Annotated in this window: 23 protein-coding genes; 16 read left to right on the plus strand and 7 right to left on the minus strand. The window is 64.1% G+C overall.

What is annotated here, in order from left to right:
• Nucleotides 1-30 precede the first annotated feature (30 nt).
• Together LB545_RS02640 and thpR are read left to right on the plus strand one after the other, a co-directional pair.
• Entirely contained in the window at nucleotides 31-675 is a 645-nt protein-coding gene (locus tag LB545_RS02640; protein WP_140897696.1) for an arylesterase, read from the plus strand.
• Nucleotides 676-802: 127 nt separating this feature from the next.
• The gene (thpR, locus tag LB545_RS02645) at nucleotides 803-1,399 is read left to right on the plus strand and encodes an RNA 2',3'-cyclic phosphodiesterase (RefSeq protein WP_140524588.1); all 597 of its coding nucleotides are present in this window, start codon (nucleotides 803-805) and stop codon (nucleotides 1,397-1,399) included.
• Here thpR and LB545_RS02650 read toward each other — a convergent pair.
• Nucleotides 1,303-1,821 carry a low molecular weight protein-tyrosine-phosphatase gene (locus LB545_RS02650; protein WP_140492208.1) on the minus strand — a complete coding sequence of 173 codons (519 nt, stop codon included), beginning with the start codon at nucleotides 1,819-1,821 and terminating at the stop codon, nucleotides 1,303-1,305. The genes thpR and LB545_RS02650 overlap by 97 nt on opposite strands.
• A 51-nt stretch (nucleotides 1,822-1,872) precedes the next feature.
• Between LB545_RS02650 and LB545_RS02655 the strand changes: the two genes are divergently transcribed.
• The 3 genes from LB545_RS02655 to LB545_RS02665 all read left to right on the plus strand — a co-directional run bounded on the left by LB545_RS02655 (nucleotide 1,873) and on the right by LB545_RS02665 (nucleotide 3,733).
• Nucleotides 1,873-2,166, plus strand: coding sequence for a 4a-hydroxytetrahydrobiopterin dehydratase (locus LB545_RS02655; RefSeq protein ID WP_140625370.1), 294 nt, complete (start codon nucleotides 1,873-1,875; stop codon nucleotides 2,164-2,166).
• Between the two features lie 425 nt (nucleotides 2,167-2,591).
• Nucleotides 2,592-2,954: a YkvA family protein gene (locus LB545_RS02660; protein ID WP_140492202.1), complete on the plus strand. Its 363-nt coding sequence runs from the start codon at nucleotides 2,592-2,594 to the stop codon at nucleotides 2,952-2,954.
• A 275-nt stretch (nucleotides 2,955-3,229) separates the two neighbouring features.
• A complete protein-coding gene (locus LB545_RS02665) occupies nucleotides 3,230-3,733 on the plus strand; it encodes an invasion associated locus B family protein (protein ID WP_140492199.1) in 504 nt (167 codons plus the stop codon).
• Nucleotides 3,734-3,787: 54 nt separating this feature from the next.
• On the opposite strand, the gene LB545_RS02670 is transcribed toward LB545_RS02665, so the two are convergent.
• Both LB545_RS02670 and LB545_RS02675 read right to left on the minus strand, forming a co-directional pair.
• Entirely contained in the window at nucleotides 3,788-5,143 is a 1,356-nt protein-coding gene (locus LB545_RS02670) for a chloride channel protein (protein WP_140492196.1), read from the minus strand.
• A 307-nt stretch (nucleotides 5,144-5,450) separates the two neighbouring features.
• Entirely contained in the window at nucleotides 5,451-5,750 is a 300-nt protein-coding gene (locus LB545_RS02675) for a hypothetical protein (RefSeq protein WP_140492193.1), read from the minus strand.
• Between the two features lie 266 nt (nucleotides 5,751-6,016).
• On the opposite strand from LB545_RS02675, the gene rlmN reads away from it, so the two are divergent.
• The 3 genes from rlmN to LB545_RS02690 are packed head-to-tail and all read left to right on the plus strand — an operon-like array spanning nucleotide 6,017 to nucleotide 8,147.
• On the plus strand, nucleotides 6,017-7,252 hold the full coding sequence (rlmN, locus tag LB545_RS02680; RefSeq protein WP_224704376.1) for a 23S rRNA (adenine(2503)-C(2))-methyltransferase RlmN: 1,236 nt from the start codon (nucleotides 6,017-6,019) through the stop codon (nucleotides 7,250-7,252).
• On the plus strand, nucleotides 7,249-7,698 hold the full coding sequence (locus LB545_RS02685; protein ID WP_140580216.1) for a hypothetical protein: 450 nt from the start codon (nucleotides 7,249-7,251) through the stop codon (nucleotides 7,696-7,698). The genes rlmN and LB545_RS02685 overlap by 4 nt, the downstream gene beginning before the upstream one ends.
• Complete coding sequence (locus LB545_RS02690; RefSeq protein ID WP_140580217.1) at nucleotides 7,695-8,147, plus strand: hypothetical protein; 453 nt, start codon at nucleotides 7,695-7,697, stop codon at nucleotides 8,145-8,147. The genes LB545_RS02685 and LB545_RS02690 overlap by 4 nt, the downstream gene beginning before the upstream one ends.
• A 79-nt stretch (nucleotides 8,148-8,226) precedes the next feature.
• Here the strand turns inward: LB545_RS02690 and LB545_RS02695 are convergent, their stop codons facing one another.
• Nucleotides 8,227-8,868, minus strand: a complete 642-nt coding sequence (locus tag LB545_RS02695) for a LysE family translocator (protein ID WP_140728696.1) — start codon at nucleotides 8,866-8,868, stop codon at nucleotides 8,227-8,229.
• 192 nt (nucleotides 8,869-9,060) lie between these two features.
• On the opposite strand from LB545_RS02695, the gene LB545_RS02700 reads away from it, so the two are divergent.
• A complete protein-coding gene (locus LB545_RS02700; protein WP_140492178.1) occupies nucleotides 9,061-10,284 on the plus strand; it encodes an argininosuccinate synthase in 1,224 nt (407 codons plus the stop codon).
• Between the two features lie 184 nt (nucleotides 10,285-10,468).
• Here LB545_RS02700 and LB545_RS02705 read toward each other — a convergent pair whose 3' ends face one another.
• Nucleotides 10,469-11,269 (minus strand): lytic transglycosylase domain-containing protein, encoded by an 801-nt coding sequence (locus LB545_RS02705; protein WP_140514033.1) that lies wholly within the window; start codon nucleotides 11,267-11,269, stop codon nucleotides 10,469-10,471.
• A gap of 255 nt (nucleotides 11,270-11,524) precedes the next feature.
• On the opposite strand from LB545_RS02705, the gene LB545_RS02710 reads away from it, so the two are divergent.
• The 6 genes from LB545_RS02710 to rpsP all read left to right on the plus strand — a co-directional run bounded on the left by LB545_RS02710 (nucleotide 11,525) and on the right by rpsP (nucleotide 17,085).
• Complete coding sequence (locus LB545_RS02710) at nucleotides 11,525-12,622, plus strand: putative zinc-binding metallopeptidase (protein ID WP_140492172.1); 1,098 nt, start codon at nucleotides 11,525-11,527, stop codon at nucleotides 12,620-12,622.
• A 62-nt stretch (nucleotides 12,623-12,684) separates the two neighbouring features.
• Nucleotides 12,685-13,281: a DUF1236 domain-containing protein gene (locus tag LB545_RS02715; RefSeq protein ID WP_140492169.1), complete on the plus strand. Its 597-nt coding sequence runs from the start codon at nucleotides 12,685-12,687 to the stop codon at nucleotides 13,279-13,281.
• Between the two features lie 172 nt (nucleotides 13,282-13,453).
• The gene (locus LB545_RS02720; RefSeq protein ID WP_224704377.1) at nucleotides 13,454-14,419 is read left to right on the plus strand and encodes a CPBP family intramembrane glutamic endopeptidase; all 966 of its coding nucleotides are present in this window, start codon (nucleotides 13,454-13,456) and stop codon (nucleotides 14,417-14,419) included.
• A 289-nt stretch (nucleotides 14,420-14,708) separates the two neighbouring features.
• Nucleotides 14,709-16,292, plus strand: a complete 1,584-nt coding sequence (ffh, locus tag LB545_RS02725) for a signal recognition particle protein (RefSeq protein WP_140625367.1) — start codon at nucleotides 14,709-14,711, stop codon at nucleotides 16,290-16,292.
• Nucleotides 16,293-16,299: 7 nt separating this feature from the next.
• Nucleotides 16,300-16,626 carry a chorismate mutase gene (locus tag LB545_RS02730; protein ID WP_140492160.1) on the plus strand — a complete coding sequence of 109 codons (327 nt, stop codon included), beginning with the start codon at nucleotides 16,300-16,302 and terminating at the stop codon, nucleotides 16,624-16,626.
• Between the two features lie 57 nt (nucleotides 16,627-16,683).
• Nucleotides 16,684-17,085, plus strand: coding sequence for a 30S ribosomal protein S16 (gene rpsP / locus LB545_RS02735; RefSeq protein WP_140492156.1), 402 nt, complete (start codon nucleotides 16,684-16,686; stop codon nucleotides 17,083-17,085).
• Between the two features lie 82 nt (nucleotides 17,086-17,167).
• Here rpsP and LB545_RS02740 read toward each other — a convergent pair whose 3' ends face one another.
• Nucleotides 17,168-17,431, minus strand: a complete 264-nt coding sequence (locus LB545_RS02740) for a YMGG-like glycine zipper-containing protein (RefSeq protein WP_140492153.1) — start codon at nucleotides 17,429-17,431, stop codon at nucleotides 17,168-17,170.
• 277 nt (nucleotides 17,432-17,708) lie between these two features.
• On the opposite strand from LB545_RS02740, the gene LB545_RS02745 reads away from it, so the two are divergent.
• On the plus strand, nucleotides 17,709-18,116 hold the full coding sequence (locus LB545_RS02745; RefSeq protein WP_224704378.1) for an ACT domain-containing protein: 408 nt from the start codon (nucleotides 17,709-17,711) through the stop codon (nucleotides 18,114-18,116).
• 175 nt (nucleotides 18,117-18,291) lie between these two features.
• Here the strand turns inward: LB545_RS02745 and LB545_RS02750 are convergent, their stop codons facing one another.
• Nucleotides 18,292-19,326 carry an aspartate-semialdehyde dehydrogenase gene (locus tag LB545_RS02750; RefSeq protein WP_140550592.1) on the minus strand — a complete coding sequence of 345 codons (1,035 nt, stop codon included), beginning with the start codon at nucleotides 19,324-19,326 and terminating at the stop codon, nucleotides 18,292-18,294.
• Nucleotides 19,327-19,540 lie beyond the last annotated feature (214 nt).

The raw sequence follows: 19,540 nt of genomic DNA on the forward strand, positions 1-19,540 counted from the left end.
AAGAATTCTCTGTCATATGGGACCTGCCGCATGTCTTTCCAACGCAGAATTGCCGCAGGCCTGATCGTTTTCCTCGCCATTTGCGGCGCCATTTCGTCGGCACGCGCCGAGCCTTTCAAGATCGTCGGTTTCGGCGACAGCCTGATGGCCGGCTTCGGCCTCGGACCCGACGAAGGTTTTACCGACAGGCTGCAGGCGGCGCTGCGCGCCAGGGGCAGGGATGTGACCGTCGCCAATGCCGGCGTTTCCGGCGACACCTCCAGCGGCGGGCTGGCGCGGCTCGACTGGTCGGTGCCGGACGGCACACAGCTTGTCATCCTCGAACTCGGCGCCAACGACATGCTGCGCGGCGTTTCCCCCGACATCACCCGCAAGAACCTGGATACGATGCTGGCCAAGCTGAAACAGCGCAAGATCGCCGTTCTGCTGGCCGGCATGCGCGCAGCGCCCAATCTCGGCGCCGATTATCAGAACGCCTTCGACGCCATCTTTCCGGAACTGGCCGCAAAATACGGCGTTACCTTGTACCCGTTCTTTCTCGACGGCGTAGCCGGCCGGTCCGCCCTGCAGCTTGAGGATGGCTTGCATCCGAACGCCAAGGGGGTCGCCCAGATGGTCGAGCGCATCCTGCCTGCGGTCGAGAAGGCCATCGCGGCGGTGCCGGGAGGATCGTGAGACGGGATAGGCCCTTTCCGTTGGGGAAATCTTTTTGACGAGACCTGTGACCAACAAACCTCTTGCCCCGTTTGATTATCGATGATTCGCTGGGGGCACAGTTCGATTCGAGGAAGGGAGGCTCTTCATGCCGCGTCTTTTCACCGCCCTCGAAATTCCGCGTGACGCCGCCCTTTCGCTGTCCCTGCTCAGGGGCGGCCTGCCCGGGGCCCGCTGGATCGACGTCGAGAACTATCATCTGACGCTGCGCTTCATCGGCGATGTCGAAGGCCATGTCGCCGACGAGATCGCCAACGCGCTCGACCGCGTCCACCGCCCCTCCTTCCCGCTGACGCTGTCGGGCGTCGGCGCTTTCGGCCAGAAGAAACCGCATGCCGTATGGGCCGGGGTCTCTGCCTCGCCGGATCTCTCGGCGCTTCAGGCTGAAATCGAGCGCATCTGCCAGCGGCTCGGCATTCCGGCCGATCCGCGCAAGTTCATGCCGCATGTCACACTGGCCCGCCTGCGCAATTCGAGCCCGCTGGACGTCGCCCAATATCTTTCGGCGCGCGGCAATTTTTCGACATTGCCGTTCCGCATCAGCCGGTTCGTCTTGATGTCGTCGCGCGATTCGGTCGGCGGCGGCCCCTACATCGTCGAGGAAGCCTGGCCGCTGTCGGGCGCCGATACGCGCGCGGCAAGCCGCGTCGCCAGCGCCTCCGACGCTTCGCGGATCATGCGGTAGACCTCGGCGAAGGCTTCCTCGCCGTCGTGATAGGGATCCGGCACGTCGCGCGCCTTTCCCTGCGCAAATTCCAGGAACAGGTGGATGCGGTCGCGCACGCCGGCGGGCGCCAGCGTCTTCAGGTCGGCGACGTTCGACCTGTCCATGCCGAAGATCAGGTCGAAACGCGAGAAATCCTCGGGCGCGATCTTGCGTGCCCGCAGTTCCGATATGTCGATGCCGTGGCGCGACGCGATGGCGATCGAACGCCGATCAGGGGCGGAGCCCGCCTCCCAGTCGCTGGTTGCGGCCGAATCGAGCACTATGTCCCGGCCCAGTCCACGTTCCGTCAGCACGGAACGAAGCACGCCTTCCGCCAGCGGCGAGCGGCAGATGTTGCCCAGGCAGACGAACAGAATGGATTTTATGGGCTTCGTGCTCATCGATCCGGCGCTATGGTGAAAGTCATCTTCGAAATAGCACAGGAACCGGACATGACGAGAGAGAAACTTGGCAAGGAAGCCATCGTCGCGGCGCTGACAGACCTCGAAGGCTGGTCGCTGGCTGCGGATGGCGCTTCCATCAAACGGACGTTCACCTTCAGGAATTTCTCCGAAGCCTTCGCCTTCATGACCCGCGTCGCGCTTGCGGCCGAGAAGATGGACCATCATCCCGACTGGTCGAATGTCTACAAAACCGTCGACGTGACGCTGAACACGCACGATGCCGGCGGAGTCACGGCGCTTGACATCGAGTTGGCGAAGAAAATGGACCGCTTTGTTGGCTAGGGTAATTCATAGGTGCGGCAACCCCGGCTTCGTCAGCCACGGGCGGAGCGGGAGCGAAGCGGACGCGCAGACCCGAGGATCCATGCCGCGACGTTGACCAAGGGGTGCAGTCGAGCAGAATTCAGCACCGCTGCGTCGCTCTTGAGTCGCGGCATGGATTCTAGGGTCTGCGCCGTGTCGCTTCGCTCCTTGCTTCGCCCTAGAATGACGACGGGAGGTGCGTTTGCCGCCGAACTCCAAGGGAGGACGACTGCCAGTGGAGTGTCCGCTAGGCCGACATCACCTGATCCGCAGGACAGCACGGTAAAGATTGATCCGATTTTCAGGCCAGCGATCTCCCAAGCTCTTGCAGCAAGCGTCGGGTTTCACCACATTTTGCCCCGCGGCCATGCGCAGGCAAGCGCATGAGCCGCAAGGAGAAATTGATGGCGCAAAAATCCGGTTTTGATTTCTTCGGCTTTGGCGACAGGCTGGGCGGTGAGGGCGAGGTGCGCGAGAAATTCTGGCGCACGGCCAAGAAGGCCGCGCGGCAGATCCCGTTCATGGAAGATGTCGTCGCGGCCTATTACTGCGCCATGGACAAGAACACGCCGCTGCGCGCAAAAGGCATCCTGGTGGCGGCACTCGGTTATTTCGTCCTGCCGGTGGATATGGTCCCCGACTTCATCCTCGGCCTCGGCTTCACCGACGATATCGCCGTGCTCACCGCCGCGATCACCGCCGTCAGCGCCCATATCACGCCGGCGCACCGGCAGGCCGCCAAGGACGCCATATCGGACAAGGGCTGAGCCCTGGAACCGGCCTTCGCGCGCGCTGGACACCAGCGTTCAGGGGGCTTGTGGAAAAGTCAAACTCTTGCCGCTTTCATGCCCTCCAAGTCGCCGAAGGGACATCGCGCCAGCCGCTTGAAAGGCGGCGGCGCGAAGACGGCGGCGGTTTCCTGGGGTGAGCGTCCTTTTCTCAGAGGTAATTCACCGTTTGGTAACCCAGATTAAATCAAAATGAAGCGACGGCAGGACGCCACGCGGCCCGCCTCCGCACCATTTGGAATACGGGAAAAACGATGCGCGGATTGATTGCTACAGTTTCGAGCCTGGTCCTGGTGGCCTTCGCAGCGCCGGCGATGGCGCAGCAGGCGACCAAGATCGGCCAGCACAATGCCTGGGGCACCTACAGCTACCAGGCATCGGGCGGCAAGGTCTGCTATGTCCTCACCGTGCCGACCGACAAGCAGCCGCCGACGCTCGACCATGGCGACATGTTCTTCTTCGTCAGCCAGCGGCCCGGCCAGCAGGTATCCTACGAGCCGCAATTCATCGCCGGCTACACTTTCCAGGAAAACTCCAAGGCCACCGTCACAATCGACAAGAAGACGTTTTCGATGTTCACGCGCGGCAAGTCGGCCTGGGTCGAGAACGCCGCCGAGGAGCCGGTGCTGATCGCCGCCATGAAATCCGGCACCGACATGAAGGTGCAGGCCAAGTCCGGCCGCGGCAACACCACCTCCTACGTCTTCTCGCTGAAAGGCATCTCGGCGGCGCTGTCGTCGATCGCCAACTGCAAATAGTCGAAATTTCGCTTTGAACAGAGAGGCCGGACCGCTGGGTCCGGCCTTTGTTTTTCACGCCGGACCTGGTTCCGGCGCCGCCTCCGCCCTGCGCCGGCGGATCGCTTCCGCGATGAAGACGCGCGACAGCGCATGATAGAGCGGCTCGCGCGAGATCATGCGCGCCGTGCCGTAGCCCAGCATCGAGGCCAGCATCAGCGCGATGACATTGTCGTGATTGCCGGTCATCTCCAGGATGATGACGAAGGCCGTCATCGGCGCCTGCACGACGCCGGCGAAATAACCGGCCATGCCGAGCAACGCGGCCGCACCCGTGCTGGCGCCGAAGACGAGGCCGAGCGAGCTGCCGATGCCGGCGCCGACCGAAAGCGAAGGCGCAAAGATGCCGCCCGGAATGCCCGAGACCATCGACAGCAGCCCGGCAAGGAACTTCTCGGCGAAGAAGAACCAGGGCAGCGGCGTGCCTTCAACGGCGCCGCGCGCCTGCGCGTAGCCGGTGCCGAAGGTCAGGCCGCCCGAGGCGATGCCGATCGCCGCGACGCCGAGCCCACAGATGGCGGCGACCAGCAGGACGCGCCGCAAGGGCTGCCCCGTGTTCCAGCGCCGGATCCGGCGCGTCGCCTTCAGCGCCAGGAGCGAGAACAGCGCGCCGAGGCCGCCGCCGATGACGCCGCAGGCAATCACAAGCGGCCACTCGGCGGCAAACGAGATCGTCTCCTTCGAGACACCGAAATAGGTGTAGTTGCCAAGCAGGCCGAGCGAGGCGATGCCGGCCAGGATCACCGCCGTCAGCACCAGCCCGTTGGTCCGCGCTTCGTAGGTGCGGCCCATTTCCTCGATGGCGAAGACGATGCCGGCCAGCGGCGTGTTGAAGGCGGCCGCGATGCCGGCGGCCGAGCCGGCCAGGATCAGGCCGCGCGCCTGCGCCATGCCGCCCCAGCGTGCCGCCTGCAGCATCAACGACGCGCCGACCTGCACGGTCGGTCCCTCACGGCCGATCGAAGCGCCGCAGAACAGGCCGACCAGGGTGAGCGCGATCTTGCCCGCGACCAGCTTCAGCGACAGGATGTGGCCACGGTCGTCGTCGTCGCGCAGATGCCGCGCCGCGATCGCCTGCGGAATGCCGCTGCCTTGCGAGCCCGGGAAGAAGGCTTGCGCCAGCCAGGCACACAGCACGAAGCCGAGCGGCGTGATCGCCAGCGGCAGATAGAAACGCCAGCCGCCGTCATCGCCGGTCATGGCATGGAACAGCGCCTGCGCCTTGTCGGCGAGCACCGCGAACAGCACGCTGATCACGCCGATGCAGATCGCGCCGGCCCAGAACACCAGCCGCGGCTGCCACACCCGGCGAGAGCCCCACATCGCGCGCGAACGCCGCAGCAAGGGGTATTTTCGCACTGTACCGTTCATGTGTGTCCTCTCGACGGAGCCCCAGCCCTAACACAGGCATGGCCTCGATCAAGCGTTCGCATCAAACGTGAAATGGAAGACGGACGTGGAGCAAAAGTCCATGGCTGCGGTTTGGCACCATGAACAAGGAACCATGAGTTATGCCGGTTCGGCGCAATGATCGTCGTCTCCGCATTGATCATGAGACACCCTCAACACCGACAGGTGGATATCTCGACCTGCGTGTGCTGAGTGGTCTGCGGGAACAAGGCTCGGATGGGCTCCCGCCGACCTTCGAGCCGGCGGGAATATCGATCGACGGCAGGCCTCACATGGCCATTTTTTCGCATTCCGCCTGAGCCTTCTTGGTCGACGTGTCGATCATGAAGGCTTTGCCCTTGGCGTCGGTCATCATCATCATGCAGTGCTTGATCGGCTTTGCCATCTTCATCATCTCGGCACTCATTTTCGCGTCCGGCGTCATGGTGCCCATATGCCCGTCCGGCATGATTGCCGTGACTTGCCCTGCCTTCATCATGGTCATTGTGCCCATCGCGTCTTCGGCAAATGCCTGCGAGGCTGAAAGGCCGACGAAGCCGGCAATGACGGCGAGCTTGATAGAGTTCATCGTGCGTACTCCCATTTGTCAGGGCATGGTTGCCCCATTCAGGGTTCGAACACGCGGTGAGAACCGTTACTTCAACACGATCAAGTGATCCGTTTTCGGGCGAAAAGCACGGACCGCAGGTCTGACCGGCCGGCGCATCTGTCAATCGGTCGGCACACGGATCGCCTCGCCATCGCATGACTCCGCCGCCAAGCTGTGCTATGGGCCGCGCTTCATATCCGGCCGATGGATGAAATCGGCAGCAAACCGCTTATATCAGTGCAACCATGACCCTTTCATTCGACCTCACCGCCGAAGGCGCCCGCGACGCGTTGCGCGCCCGCGCGATACAGCCGGAAAAGCCGTCGCTGATCGGCCTGACGCGCGCCGAACTGGGCGAGGCGCTCGTCGCGTCCGGCATCGTGCCGGAGCGCCAGGCAAAAATGCGTGCACAGCAGCTCTGGCACTGGATGTATGTGCGCGGCGTCTCCGATTTCGCCGGCATGTTCAACATCTCCAAGGATCTTCGCGCCGAACTCGACAAGCATTTCACCGTGGCGCGGCCCGAGATCGTCGAGGAGCAGGTCTCCGCCGACGGCACGCGCAAATGGCTGTTCCGCTTCCCGCCGCGCGGCGCCGGCCGCCCGGTCGAGATCGAGACCGTCTACATCCCCGAGGAAGGCCGCGGCACGCTCTGCATCTCCTCGCAGGTCGGCTGCACGCTGACCTGCTCCTTCTGCCACACGGGCACGCAGAAGCTGGTGCGCAACCTGACTGCCGAGGAAATCCTCGCCCAGTTGCTCACCGCGCGCGACCGGCTCGGCGATTTCCCCGACCGCGACACGCCCGACGGCGCCATCGTGCCGGCCGAGGGCCGCAAAGTGTCCAACATCGTCATGATGGGTATGGGCGAGCCGCTCTACAATTTCGAGGCGGTCAAGAAGGCGCTGCTGATTGCTTCCGACGGCGACGGCCTTTCGCTGTCGAAGCGCCGCACTACCCTGTCGACCTCAGGCGTGGTGCCGGAGATTTTCCGCACCGGCGAGGAGATCGGCGTCATGCTCGCCATCTCGCTGCACGCCACCAATGACGATCTGCGCGACCTTCTGGTGCCGATCAACAAGAAATATCCGCTCAAGGAGCTGATCGCCGCCTGCCGCGCCTATCCCGGCCTGTCGAACGCCAGGCGCATCACCTTCGAATATGTGATGCTGAAGGACGTCAACGATTCCCTCGACGACGCCAAGGCGCTGGTCAAGCTGCTCAGGGGCATTCCGGCCAAGATCAACCTGATCCCGTTCAACCCCTGGCCCGGCACCAACTACCAGTGCTCGGACTGGGAGACGATCGAGAAATTCGCCGACTACATAAATAACGCCGGCTATGCCTCGCCGATCCGCACGCCGCGCGGCCGCGACATCCTCGCCGCCTGCGGCCAGCTCAAATCGGAATCGGAGCGCATGCGCAAAGTCGACCGGCTGGCGCTGGAAGCCATGATGATCGCGGGGCACGGCGAGGCGTGAGGCGTCTCGTCGCCGGGCTCAAGCGCTTCGTCTTCATAGCAGTCGGCTATATCGCCGCCGTGCTGACCTCGATCCTGGTGCCTGTGCTGCTGATCGCTCTTCTGGAAGGGCTCGAATATGGCAACTGGTCCATCGTTTTCGCATTCGACTGGCTGGTTTCCTTCCCGCTCGCGGTAGCGACGGTGGCGGTCTGCGCGCTGTTGATCGTCGGCCCCGCGATCTTCATGGCCGAACGCTTGTCGCTTCGGGGCTGGTTCTACTTCGCGGCCACGGGCGCGATCACGTCCATCGCATTCGGGGTTCTTGTCCCGGGCTCGGCCGGAGGGTTTGTTTTCAACCCGGGCTTTCTCGGGTTCCTGGCCACCGCCGGCATTGCCGCCGGTTCGGTCTACTGGTTTCTGGCCGGGCGCAAGTCCGGCCATCCCTTACGCCGGGATTCGCAATGACCCGTCTCGTCGCCTATATCGTGCGCCTTGCCGTCATCCTGTTCGGCTATGCCGTCGCCGCGCTGGCGGCCAGCGCGTTCCTCAATGTCCTGTTCCTGGCCTCCCTCGGCTACACGCCGGCGCATGCGGAGCCGGCGGCGACCGCCTCGCTCTATTTCTCGATCCCCTTCGTCGCGCTGTTTGCCGCCTATTTCGCCTTCATGCCGGCGGCCCTCGTGATTCTGATCGCCGAGATTCTCGGCCGGCGCGATTGGCTGTTCTATGCGCTGGCCGGTGCGATCGTCGCCGCCGTCTTCGTCGGCTTCGCCGACCAGATGGGCGACACGCCATTCGCCGTCACCGAGCCGCGCGCCATGGCCGCCGTCATCGGCGGCGGCATGGTCGGGGGCATCTTCTATTGGCTCAGCGCCGGGCGCTGGGCCGGAACCTGGTGGAAAGCCGAACCCTGACCTCGAACCGAGCGCCCACGTAAGCAGGGAGCTTTGCTGACCTCCGGTTCGGAAGAGATCAGCAGCGAACAGCAAAATCCTACTTCGCCTGGGCAGTCAGGATTTTGAGCGCGAACGCGGAAAACACGCCGGCGAAGAGATAGTCGACCACCCGCGTCACGCGCGGGCTGGCCTTCATCGCCGCCGAGAATTTCTCCGCCGCCAGCACCATCGGGGTCGTCACCGGGGTCGAGAGCACGACGAACATGGCGCCGAGGAAGAACAGCTTTCCCGGCGCGTGCGGATCATGCGCGGAGACGAATTGCGGCAGGAAGGTCATGAAGAACAGGATGATCTTCGGGTTGAGCAGGTTGACGCCCAGCCCCACCATCCAGCTCCGGAACAGCGAGATTTGCGGGCCCGTCTTCTTCTCCGGCGAGAAGGCCGAACCCTTGGTGATCGCCTGCCAGGCCAGGAAGACGAGATAGCCGGCGCCGAAGATCTTCAGCACGAAGAAGGCCATCGGCGAGGCGACGATCAGCGCCGAGACACCGACCACCACCAAGGTGGTGTGGATCAGCGTGCCGCACAGCGCCCCCGCCATCGAGGCGAAGCCGGCGGCGCGGCCCTGGCTCAGTGTGCGCGAGACGAACAGCGTCATGTCCGGTCCGGGCGTGATCGCCAGGATGAACGTGGCGATGGCGAACTGGATCAGCGTTGCGGTGTTGGGAATGAAGGACATGGGCAGTCCGTTGGCTCTAAAGACGCTGCTATAACGAATGGCTACTGCCGTTGCCAGCGGCTGTGCGACGGAAAGAATGATCCAGCTGTCCCGGATGCCTGTTTCTCCGCGCCTTGCCCCGTTCATCCCTTGCAGTGACCGGAAACGGCGTGATACCTCGCCGGCCGAGAACTCTTGTCGCGGAAACAGCAAATGTCGAAAACAAAAGACGTCAAGAAGGTCGTGCTCGCCTATTCCGGCGGCCTCGACACATCCATTATCCTGAAATGGCTGCAGACCGAACTCGGCGCCGAGGTCGTCACCTTCACCGCCGACCTCGGCCAAGGCGGCGAATTGGAGCCGGCGCGCCGCAAGGCCGAGATGATGGGCATCAAGGACATTCGCATCGTCGACGTGCGCGAGGAATTCGTTGCCGACTTCGTCTTCCCGATGTTCCGCGCCAACGCCGTCTACGAAGGGACCTATCTGCTCGGCACCTCGATCGCCCGGCCGCTGATCTCGAAACACCTCGTCGAGATCGCAAAGGAGACCGGCGCCGACGCGATCGCCCACGGCGCCACCGGCAAGGGCAATGACCAGGTGCGCTTCGAGCTTTCGGCCTATGCGCTCAATCCCGATATCAAGGTCATCGCGCCCTGGCGCGACTGGTCGTTCAAGTCGCGCACCGACCTCATCAACTTCGCCGAGCAGCACCAGATTCCGGTGCCGAAGGACAAGAAGGGTGACGCGCCGTTCTCGGTCGACGCCAATCTCCTGCATTCCTCTTCCGAGGGCAAGGTGCTTGAGGACCCGTGGAGCGAGCCGCCGGAATTCGTCCATCAGCGCACCGTCTCGCCCATGGACGCGCCGGACAAGGTCACCGAGATCGAGATCGAGTTCCTGAAGGGCGATCCGGTCGCGCTCGACGGCAAGAAGCTGTCGCCGGCAACCATGCTCGCCGCCCTCAACGATCTCGGCCGCGACAACGGCATCGGCCGGCTCGACCTCGTCGAGAACCGCTTCGTCGGCATGAAGTCGCGCGGCGTCTACGAGACCCCCGGCGGCACCATCCTTATCGCTGCCCACCGAGCCATCGAATCGATCACGCTCGACAGGGGAGCTGCCCACCTCAAGGACGAGTTCATGCCGCGCTACGCCGAACTCATCTACAACGGCTTCTGGTTCGCGCCCGAGCGGCTGATGCTGCAGACGATGATCGACAAGAGCCAGGAGGATGTCGAAGGTACGGTGCGTCTGAAGCTCTACAAGGGCAATGTCATCGTTACCGGCCGCAAGTCGAAGAAGACGCTCTATTCCGACGCGCTGGTGACCTTCGAGGACGACCGCGGCGCCTACGACCAGAAGGACGCCGCCGGCTTCATCCGCCTCAATGCGCTGAGGCTGCGGACCTTGGCGGCGCGCAACCGCCGGGACTGACCGCTCTACCGGTCAGCGAACAGGAAACCCGGCAACGCGGCCGGGCTTTCTGCTGAAAAGCAATTCCAGGAAAGTGTGTACGGTTTTCCCGAGAAAAGCGCGCAGCGCTTTCCCTTGGGAATTGCGCAAAAACAAAGACATGAGCGGTTCGCCGTTTCCGTGAAACGGTGAACTGCCCTAACGATCACTCGCCATCGATCGCCGTGGCGATACGGGCGATGGCCTGTTGATAGACACTCGCCGAGTTCCAGCCGGCAATTGCACCCATATTCGACTGAGCACTCGCGCCGGCCTGCCAACCGTGCGCCTTGAGGAAGTTGGCCGTGGATGCCAGCGCGGTGCTCTTGTCGCGCAGGTTTCCGCTGCCCACCCCATATTTCAGGACATTTCCGGGCAGGAACTGCGTGTGGCCGATCTCGCCATGCATGGCCCCGACCGACGAGGCGGTCAACGTTCCGCGATCGACCAGCTTCAGCGCCGCAATGGCATGCGGCTGAAAGTAATCCGGACGGCGGCAGTCATAGGCAAGCGTCAAAATGGCGGACACCGTGTTCTGGTTGCCCATGGAGGCGCCGAAGCCCGTCTCCATGCCCCAGATGGCAAGCAGCACGCCCGGCGAGACGCCGTAGGTCCGTTCGATCTTGTCGAACAGCGCCGCATTCGATTTCTTCAGCGCCCGGCCCCTGGAAATGATCGCCGCCCCGCCGCGGCGCTTCATGAAGGCTTCCACCGAGCCGCTGAAAGCCTTGTGGATGGCGCGGTCCGCGGAAATGGTCCTGGTCGCGTAGGTCGCGCCGGCCAGGGCGGCCAGTCCTCTCGAACCCACGCCCTCGGCCCTGGCCTCCGCTGCGAAGTCCTGCTTCCAGGCATCGAAGCCGGCTCCGGTCTTGCCACAGCTGGCCGCCGCCTGTGCGCCCGTCGCCAGCGCAAGCATCGCCACCACAGTGGCCGCTGCAAACATCTTACCTTTGGCAAGAAATGCCATGTTGTTCTCTCCTGGTTGCCTGAATCACGTCCCGGCCGGAATTTGCCAGTGAAACGCGCACTTGTCACTGTCGCGCGCGCAAGCTGGCCAATGGAAGGGAATTTGCCTACGATCAAGCAAATATTGTGGCAAGAACCACCCATGGCCTGACGATCCTTGCGCCATGTTGCTCAATGACGTCACAGTCGGGAACGACGTCTGTCGGCCGGCGTTTTGCACGACGCGCCTTCCCCTGTTCCCTGGTCCGAGACCGAGATGAAACTCTTCGACTGTCCTCATTGCGGCCATCGTCTCTATTTCGAGAACGCCCGGTGCCTGAACTGCTCCAGTGCCGTGCTCTATGATCCGCAGCGCGCCTGCTTTGCCCTGTCCGGTGCCGACGGCGGCTCCCCATGCGCCAACGCCGACGAATGCGCCTGCAACTGGATGGCCGAGCCGGGACAGCCCTTCTGCCGCGCCTGCGCGCTCAACCAGCTGATCCCGGACCTCTCCGTCGACGGCAACCGCCGCCGCTGGATACGCGTCGAGGCGGCGAAGAAGCGCGCGGTCTATTCGCTGCTGGCTTTCGGACTGCCGGTGACGCCCAAGCGGAACCCCGCCGACGAGGCCGGCCTTGCCTTCGACTTCCTTGCCGATCCGATCGGCGGCGGCCCGGGCGGCGAGCGCATCCTGACCGGCCACGACAATGGCCTGATCACCCTCAACGTCGCCGAAGCCGACTCCGCCGAGCGCGAAAGGCGGCGCGTTGAAATGGGCGAGAATTATCGCACCTTGCTCGGCCATTTCCGCCACGAACTCGGCCACTACTACTGGGACCGGCTGATCCGCGACGATCCGCAAAGGCTTGACGCCTTCCGCGCGCTGTTCGGCGACGAGCGCACCGGCTACGAGCAGGCATTGAAGAACCACTATGCCAATGGTGCCCCACCCGACTGGCAGCAACGCCACATCTCGCCCTATGCCACCTCCCATCCCTGGGAGGATTGGGCCGAAAGCTGGGCCCACCATTTGCACATCACCGACACGCTGGAAATGGTCCATGCGCTGAACTTCCCGCTCGGCCGGCTGGAGACGGTGGAAGCCAACGAATTGCCCCAGGGCGACACCGGGGGCATGCTGCAACCAGCGCCGTCCGAACCGACACCCGCTCCCGAACCGTTCGAAAAGATCCTGTCGCGCTGGCTGGTGCTGTCGGAAGCCTCCAATTCCATCAATCGCTGCATGGGTCTGCCCGACCTTTACCCCTTCGTCATCTCGGATGTCGCGGCGCGCAAACTGGCCTTCGTTCACGACCTTCTGACCGGCCTGCCGCAAGAAACGGGAACAAATCGTGAGTTGGCTTCAACATTTTAGCTGGAACGCATGCGCCGCTCTCCCGTTTTCGCTGCCGAGGGACCATGAAACGGAGAGAAACCATGAAATCCGTATTGTTTCCCGCGGTCGCCGGAATGCTCGCGCTCTTCTCGGGCGCCGCCATGGCCGACACCCCCGTCTCCGCGATCACCGATCTCAATGTCCGCGCTGGCCCGGGCCCGCAATATCCTGTCATCGGCGTGCTCGCCGCCGGCCAGTCGGCGACGCTCAATGGCTGTATCGAAAACAGCAAATGGTGCACCATCGCCGAAGCCGGTGGCCAGGGCTGGGTCTATTCGGACTATGTGACGGCTGATTTCGGCGGCAACCGGGTCGTGTTGACGCGACGTCCGCTCGGCTCCAGCGTCGCCGTCGTGTCGCCGCCCGAGGGCTATTCCACCGACTACACCGGCTCGATCATCGCCGGCGAACCGGTCGAGGACGCCATCCCGCAGCCTCCCGCCGAAGTCAGGACCTATGTCGACACGCATCGCGTCGACCCTGTCTATCTTGAGGGCGAGGTGGTCACCGGGGCCGTTTTGCCCGAGAGTGTCGAACTGCGCGAGATCCCCGATTACGATTACCGCTACGTCTATGTGAACGGCCAGCCGGCGCTGATCGACCCGCAGACGCGGCGCATCGTGTATGTGGTGCGTTGAGGCGGATAGGACACGGGGTTAATCATCGGAGCATGCCTTTCGCCTGCCGGCAGGCAGGCGAGGGCGGCGCGAATGCGCCGAAGGCTGGCGGGGCGTATCGAACAGGAATGATTGCGCAGAACCGCCCGATCCCATAGATCATGCGACGCGAAGCACCAGCTTGCGAGAGAGCGTGATATCGGACCCTGCCGCCTTCGAGCACTATCGAAACACAGCCAACGAAAAGACGACCCTGCCGCGCCTGCTTCTCGGGACCGGGATCGTCGTCCTGTTCTGGGCCGCGTCGACGGGGGTCGTGCTGCTGGGCGGCACCTATGCCTTTTTCGCCTGGCGGACAGCGCAAGGCGCGGCTGCGCCCGCCGGCGGCATGCAGGGTTTCCTTGCGTCGCCAGTCGGCATTCTCACCGCGCTCGCGTCTTTCGCCGGCATCTGGATCGGCTTGTGGATCGCCATGCGCTGGGTGCATGGCGAGAAGCTGTCGGCGCTCCTCGGCAACAGCCGTCGCATTTCGCGCTCGGGCTTCGTCAAGGGGCTGGTCGCGGTGTTGGTCACTTCGCTCGTGTCCGAGGTCCTGCTCTACCTGATGCAGCCCGAGATCGCGCGCGGCTCGATTGCCCTGTCGTCCTGGCTGCTGTTCCTGATCCCGATCCTCGCGCTCACTTTTCTGCAGACATCATCGGAAGAGGTACTGTTCCGAGGCTACCTGCTGCGCGGTCTTGCCTACCGGTTCAGGAGCCCGTTCGTCTGGGCGCTGCTGCCGGGCCTGCTGTTCACCTCGCTGCACTGGAGCGCGAGCGCCTCGGCCGCCATCAATGCCTGCGTGCTGGTCTCGATCGCCGCTTTTGCACTGCTTTTGACACTTGTCGTCTATGCCACCGGCAACCTCGGCGCGGCCCTTGGCGCCCATCTCGGCAACAATCTGACCGGCTTCCTGCTGATCTCGCATCAGGAGAGCTACAATTCCTTCGCCCTGTTTACCGCCAGACCACTCGAAGGGCCGGGCTGGGCGACGTCGGATGCGGTCCTCATCGCCACGATCGGCATCGCCTGCAGCCTGCTGACGATACTGCTGCTTTTGCATCCGCGCTCGCCGCTGAGCGTCTCGGCCGAACCTGCAGACGCAACGAAGGCGACTTGATTGCTGCGCAGGGAGACCGGCGGAACGGTCCTTGTCTTGACTCCGCGGCCGTTTTCCTGTCTACAGCCCCGAATTCCGCGACGAGTATCCCTCCGAGCAAGCCGACCAGGACGCCGAAGCCTCTTTGAGGCCAAGTGCTGTAAACAGATTCTGGAGGCCAACACCCGGCAGCGCTGTGCGCCCCCGGGTGCTTTTTGGTTTTGGCTTTTGCTTGCCACGAGACTTGGACACTTGGCGCGAACGCATTACCTCTCGGGCACCATCCGGTTGCCAGGGAAAAGGAAACAGAATGTTTGAATCACTTCAGGAGCGCCTTGGCTCCATCCTGAACGGCCTGACAGGCCGCGGCGCGCTGTCGGAGGCGGATGTCTCGGCGGCACTCCGCGAGGTGCGCCGTGCGCTGCTCGAGGCCGACGTGGCGCTGGAAGTGGTGCGCTCCTTCACGGACAAGGTGCGCGAGAAGGCGGTCGGCGCGGCGGTGCTGAAGTCGATCAAGCCCGGCCAGATGGTAGTCAAGATCGTGCATGACGAGCTGGTCGACATGCTCGGCGCCGAAGGCGTCGCCGTCGACCTCAACGCACCGGCGCCCGTCGTCGTCATGATGGTCGGCCTGCAGGGTTCCGGCAAGACGACGACCTCGGCCAAGATCGCCAAGCGGCTCACCGAGCGTCAGAACAAGAAGGTCCTGATGGCCTCGCTCGACACGCGGCGCCCCGCCGCGCAGGAGCAGTTGCGCCAGCTCGGCGAGCAGGTCAAGGTGGCGACGCTGCCTGTCGTGGCCGGCCAGAACCCGGTCGATATCGCCAAACGCGCCGTGCAAGCGGCCAGGCTCGGCGGTCACGACGTGGTCATCCTCGACACTGCCGGCCGCACCCATATCGACGAGCCGCTGATGGTCGAGATGGCCGACATCAAGAAGGTGTCGGGCCCGCACGAGATCCTGCTGGTCGCCGACTCCTTGACCGGCCAGGACGCCGTCAACCTCGCCAAGAGCTTCGACGAGCGCGTCGGCATCACCGGGCTGGTACTGACCCGCATGGACGGCGACGGCCGTGGCGGCGCCGCGCTGTCGATGCGCGCCGTCACCGGCAAGCCGATCAAGCTGATCGGCACCGGCGAGAAGATGGACGGGCTGGAGGAATTCCACCCCAAGCGTATCGCCGACCGCATCCTGGGCATGGGCGACATCGTTTCGCTTGTCGAAAAAGCCGCCGAGAACATCGACGCCGAGCAGGCGGCGGCGATGGCCAAAAAGATGCAGTCGGGCAAGTTCGACCTGAACGACCTCGCCCAGCAGCTTCAGCAGATGTCGAAAATGGGCGGCATGGGCGGCATCATGGGCATGATGCCCGGCATGGGCAAGATGAAGGACCAGATGGCCGCCGCCGGTCTCGACGACAAGATGTTCGGCCGCCAGCTCGCCATCATCTCCTCGATGACCAAGGCCGAGCGCGCCAACCCCGACATTCTCAAGCACTCGCGCAAGAAGCGCATCGCCGCCGGCTCCGGCACCGACGCGGCCGAGATCAACAAGCTCTTGAAGATGCATCGCGGCATGGCCGACATGATGAAGGCGATGGGCGGCAAGGGCAAAGGCGGCGGCCTGATGCGCGGCATGATGGGCGGGCTCGCCTCCAAAATGGGCCTCGGCGGCATGATGCCCGGTGGCATGGGCGGCATGCCTGACCTCTCCAAGATGGATCCCAAGCAGCTCGAAGCCTTGCAGAAGCAGGCGCAGGCCGCCGGCATGAAGGGCCTGCCCAGCGGCCTTACCGGCGGCGGTGGCCTGCCCGGCTTGCCCGGCGGCATGAAGCTTCCCGGGCTTCCCGGTCTCGGCGGCGGTGGCCTGCCTGGCCTCGGCAAGAAGAAGTGAGGACGCGATGAACGAGGAAAAGGACATGGCGGACGCCCGCACCATCCTGGCCGGCTACCGTGCTTCGATCGACAACATCGATGCCGCCCTCATCCACATGCTGGCCGAGCGCTTCCGCTGCACCAAGGCGGTCGGCCTGCTCAAGGCCGAGCATGGCTTGCCGCCGGCCGACCCGGCGCGCGAACAGCAGCAGATCGCCCGTCTTCGCCAGCTGGCGGACGATGCGCATCTCGATCCGGATTTCGCGGAGAAATTTCTCAATTTCGTCGTCCGCGAAGTGATCCGCCACCACGAACAGATCGCCGCTGCCAACGGCGTGACGAAAACCGGCTGAAGACAAAGGTTTAGCCGCAACCCCACCAACGAAATCAGAGCTTTTAGGAGATAAGAAATGGCACTGAAGATCAGACTGGCCCGCGCTGGCTCGAAGAAGCGTCCCTACTACCACGTCGTCGTCGCCGACGCGCGCTCGCCGCGCGACGGCCGTTTCATCGAGTCGCTCGGCTCGTGGAACCCGCTGCTGCCGAAGGACGGCGAGCGCGTCAAGGTTGACGCCGAGCGCGTCAAGCACTGGCTGTCGCACGGCGCCCAGCCGACCGACCGCGTGCTGCGCTTCCTCGATGAGGCCGGCCTCGCCAAGCGCGACGCCCGTTCCAATCCGAAAAAGGCCGAGCCCGGCAAGAAGGCACAGGAGCGCGCCGCGCTTCTGAAGAAGGCGCAGGACGACGCCGCTGCCGCCGTCGCGGCGGCTGCGGCCGCGCCGGCCGAGGCGGAGCCTGCCACGGCCGAGTAATCGATCACCGATTGTCTTTTTCGAACGGCGGGCCCTTAGCCCGCCGTTTTCTATTTCGAATTCATTGGGCGGATGCTGCCGCTCAATAGCCGCTCGGGCAGCGATCGACATAGACGTGGCCGCGGCTGTCGCGATAACGGCAGCGGCCCGGTTCGCTGGCCCGCCCGATCAGCGCGCCGGCTACGGCACCGACCGCGCCGCCGACCACGGCGCCCTGGACGGGATCGCCCGCCACCGCCGCGCCGACCGCTGCTCCGCCCAGGCCGCCGACGGCCGCGCCTTTTTCCGTCTGCGAACAGGCGCCAAGCGCTGCCGTCAGCACCAGAATGGTCATGATTTTCTTCATTGTCGTTCCTCTCTCACGGGGATCGCCGTCCTCGCCGCCATGTTCCTAACTCCCAGGCGGCCGATTTGATCCCTAGACATTGAAGGCCGGTGCTTCGCCGCGCCTGCCAAGGCCATGCCGATCTCTGGCAAGCATTTGAAATCGTTGATGTTCTCACGTCGCAGCGCAGTTCTCTCGCCGGGTTGTCCGTGCAGCGCGCCGGCGTGGCTATCGGCCCGCTTCGGTCGCGTATATGAAGAGCCGGCGGGCGTGGCCCCTCAGACCAAGAGCAGGCAATATGGCCGGAGAGACAGATCTGAAGACATTGCTGGCGTCGATGACGCCGCAATTGATTGCCGGCATCCATGTCTTCGCCACGCTGCCGGCGGGTGTATCGGTTCCGGAAGGACTCGAAGCGGTCATGCTGTTTCGCGAACGCGAAGGCACGACACTGATTCTGCTCGAAGACGAGGCGCAGGCAGCCGGACTGGAAGCCGTTTTCCGCTGCCGCATGATAACGCTGAACATCCATTCGTCGCTGGAAGCCGTCGGCTTCCTCGCCGCCATCACCGCACGCCTCGCCGCCGCCGGCATGGGCGTCAATCCCGTTTCCGCTTTCTATCACGACCATCTGTTCGTGCCGGCCGACCGGGCAGAGGAAGCGATGAGGTTGCTGCGGGAACTGGCGGCGGAAAATCGGACATAGGCCAGCGCCCCCCTCATCCGCCTGCCGGCACCTTCTCCCCGTATAAGGACGGGGGGAAGGTGAGCTAACGGCCGAAGGCCGAGCCCGCGACTGCGGGCCGCCGGTCGTCCGGCGCCTCGCGGAGGGCCAGCCGCGTAAGCGGCGGTGCGGCCCGCGAGCGAAAGCCAAACAGCCGTCAGGCCGCCTTCTTCTTCGGCTGGATCAGGCCGCGCTCGACCAGCAGCTCGGCGATCTGCACCGCGTTGAGGGCGGCGCCCTTGCGCAGATTGTCGGAAACGATCCACATCGACAGGCCGTTGTCGATGGTCGAATCCTCGCGGATGCGCGAGATGAAGGTGGCGTCCTCGCCGGCCGATTCCAGCGGCGTGATGTAGCCGCCGTCCTCGCGCTTGTCCAAGACCTGACAGCCCGGCGCCTCGCGCAGGATGTCACGCGCCTCGTCGGCGGTGATCGGCTTTTCGAACTCGATGTTGACCGCTTCTGAATGGCCGATGAACACCGGCACGCGCACGCAGGTCGCCGTCAGCTTGATCTTGGGATCGAGCATCTTCTTGGTCTCGGCGACCATCTTCCACTCTTCCTTGGTGAAGCCGTCATCGAGGAAAACGTCGATATGCGGGATCACGTTGAAGGCGATGCGCTTGGTGAACTTCTTGACGTCGACCTGGTCGGCGACGAACACGGCGCGGGTCTGCGTGAACAGCTCGTCCATGCCTTCCTTGCCGGCGCCCGACACCGACTGGTAGGTGGCCACGACGATGCGCTTGATGGTGGCCGCGTCATGCAGCGGCTTCAGCGCCACGACGAGCTGCGCCGTCGAGCAGTTCGGGTTGGCGATGATGTTCTTGCGGGTGAACAGCGAGATCGCATCCGGGTTCACTTCCGGGACGATCAGCGGCACGTCGGCGTCGTAGCGGAAGGCCGAGGAATTGTCGATGACGACGCAGCCCTGCTTGCCGATCTTGGGTGACCATTCCTTCGAGACATTGCCGCCGGCCGACATGATGCAGATGTCGGTGTCGGAAAAGTCGTAGGTGTCGAGTGCGCGGACCTTCAGCGTGCGGTCGCCGAACGACACTTCCGTGCCCTGGCTGCGGCGCGAGGCAAGCGCCACCACTTCGCTGACCGGAAAACCGCGCTCTTCCAGTATGTTGAGCATTTCGCGGCCCACATTGCCCGTGGCGCCAACTACCGCAACCTTGAAACTCATAAAGATCTCCTATCCCTCTCCGCTTGGTTGTTGGAGAAAACCCGCCGGCCAGGTGCGGGTTCCGTCCCCCGGGCCGAACCCGGGAGAGGGTGGTCAGGCCAAGGGAATCACACCGTTTTGGTGGTGGTTTTGGCCGTTACTTTGCTGGAACGGGGGGACGCGCCGAAACGCCCGGCGCAATGATGCTCATTGCGGCTGGGGGCATCGAATGCAA

The organism is Mesorhizobium sp. BR1-1-6 (assembly GCF_020165355.1).
In the GTDB taxonomy this organism is placed as follows: Bacteria; Pseudomonadota; Alphaproteobacteria; order Rhizobiales; family Rhizobiaceae; genus Mesorhizobium.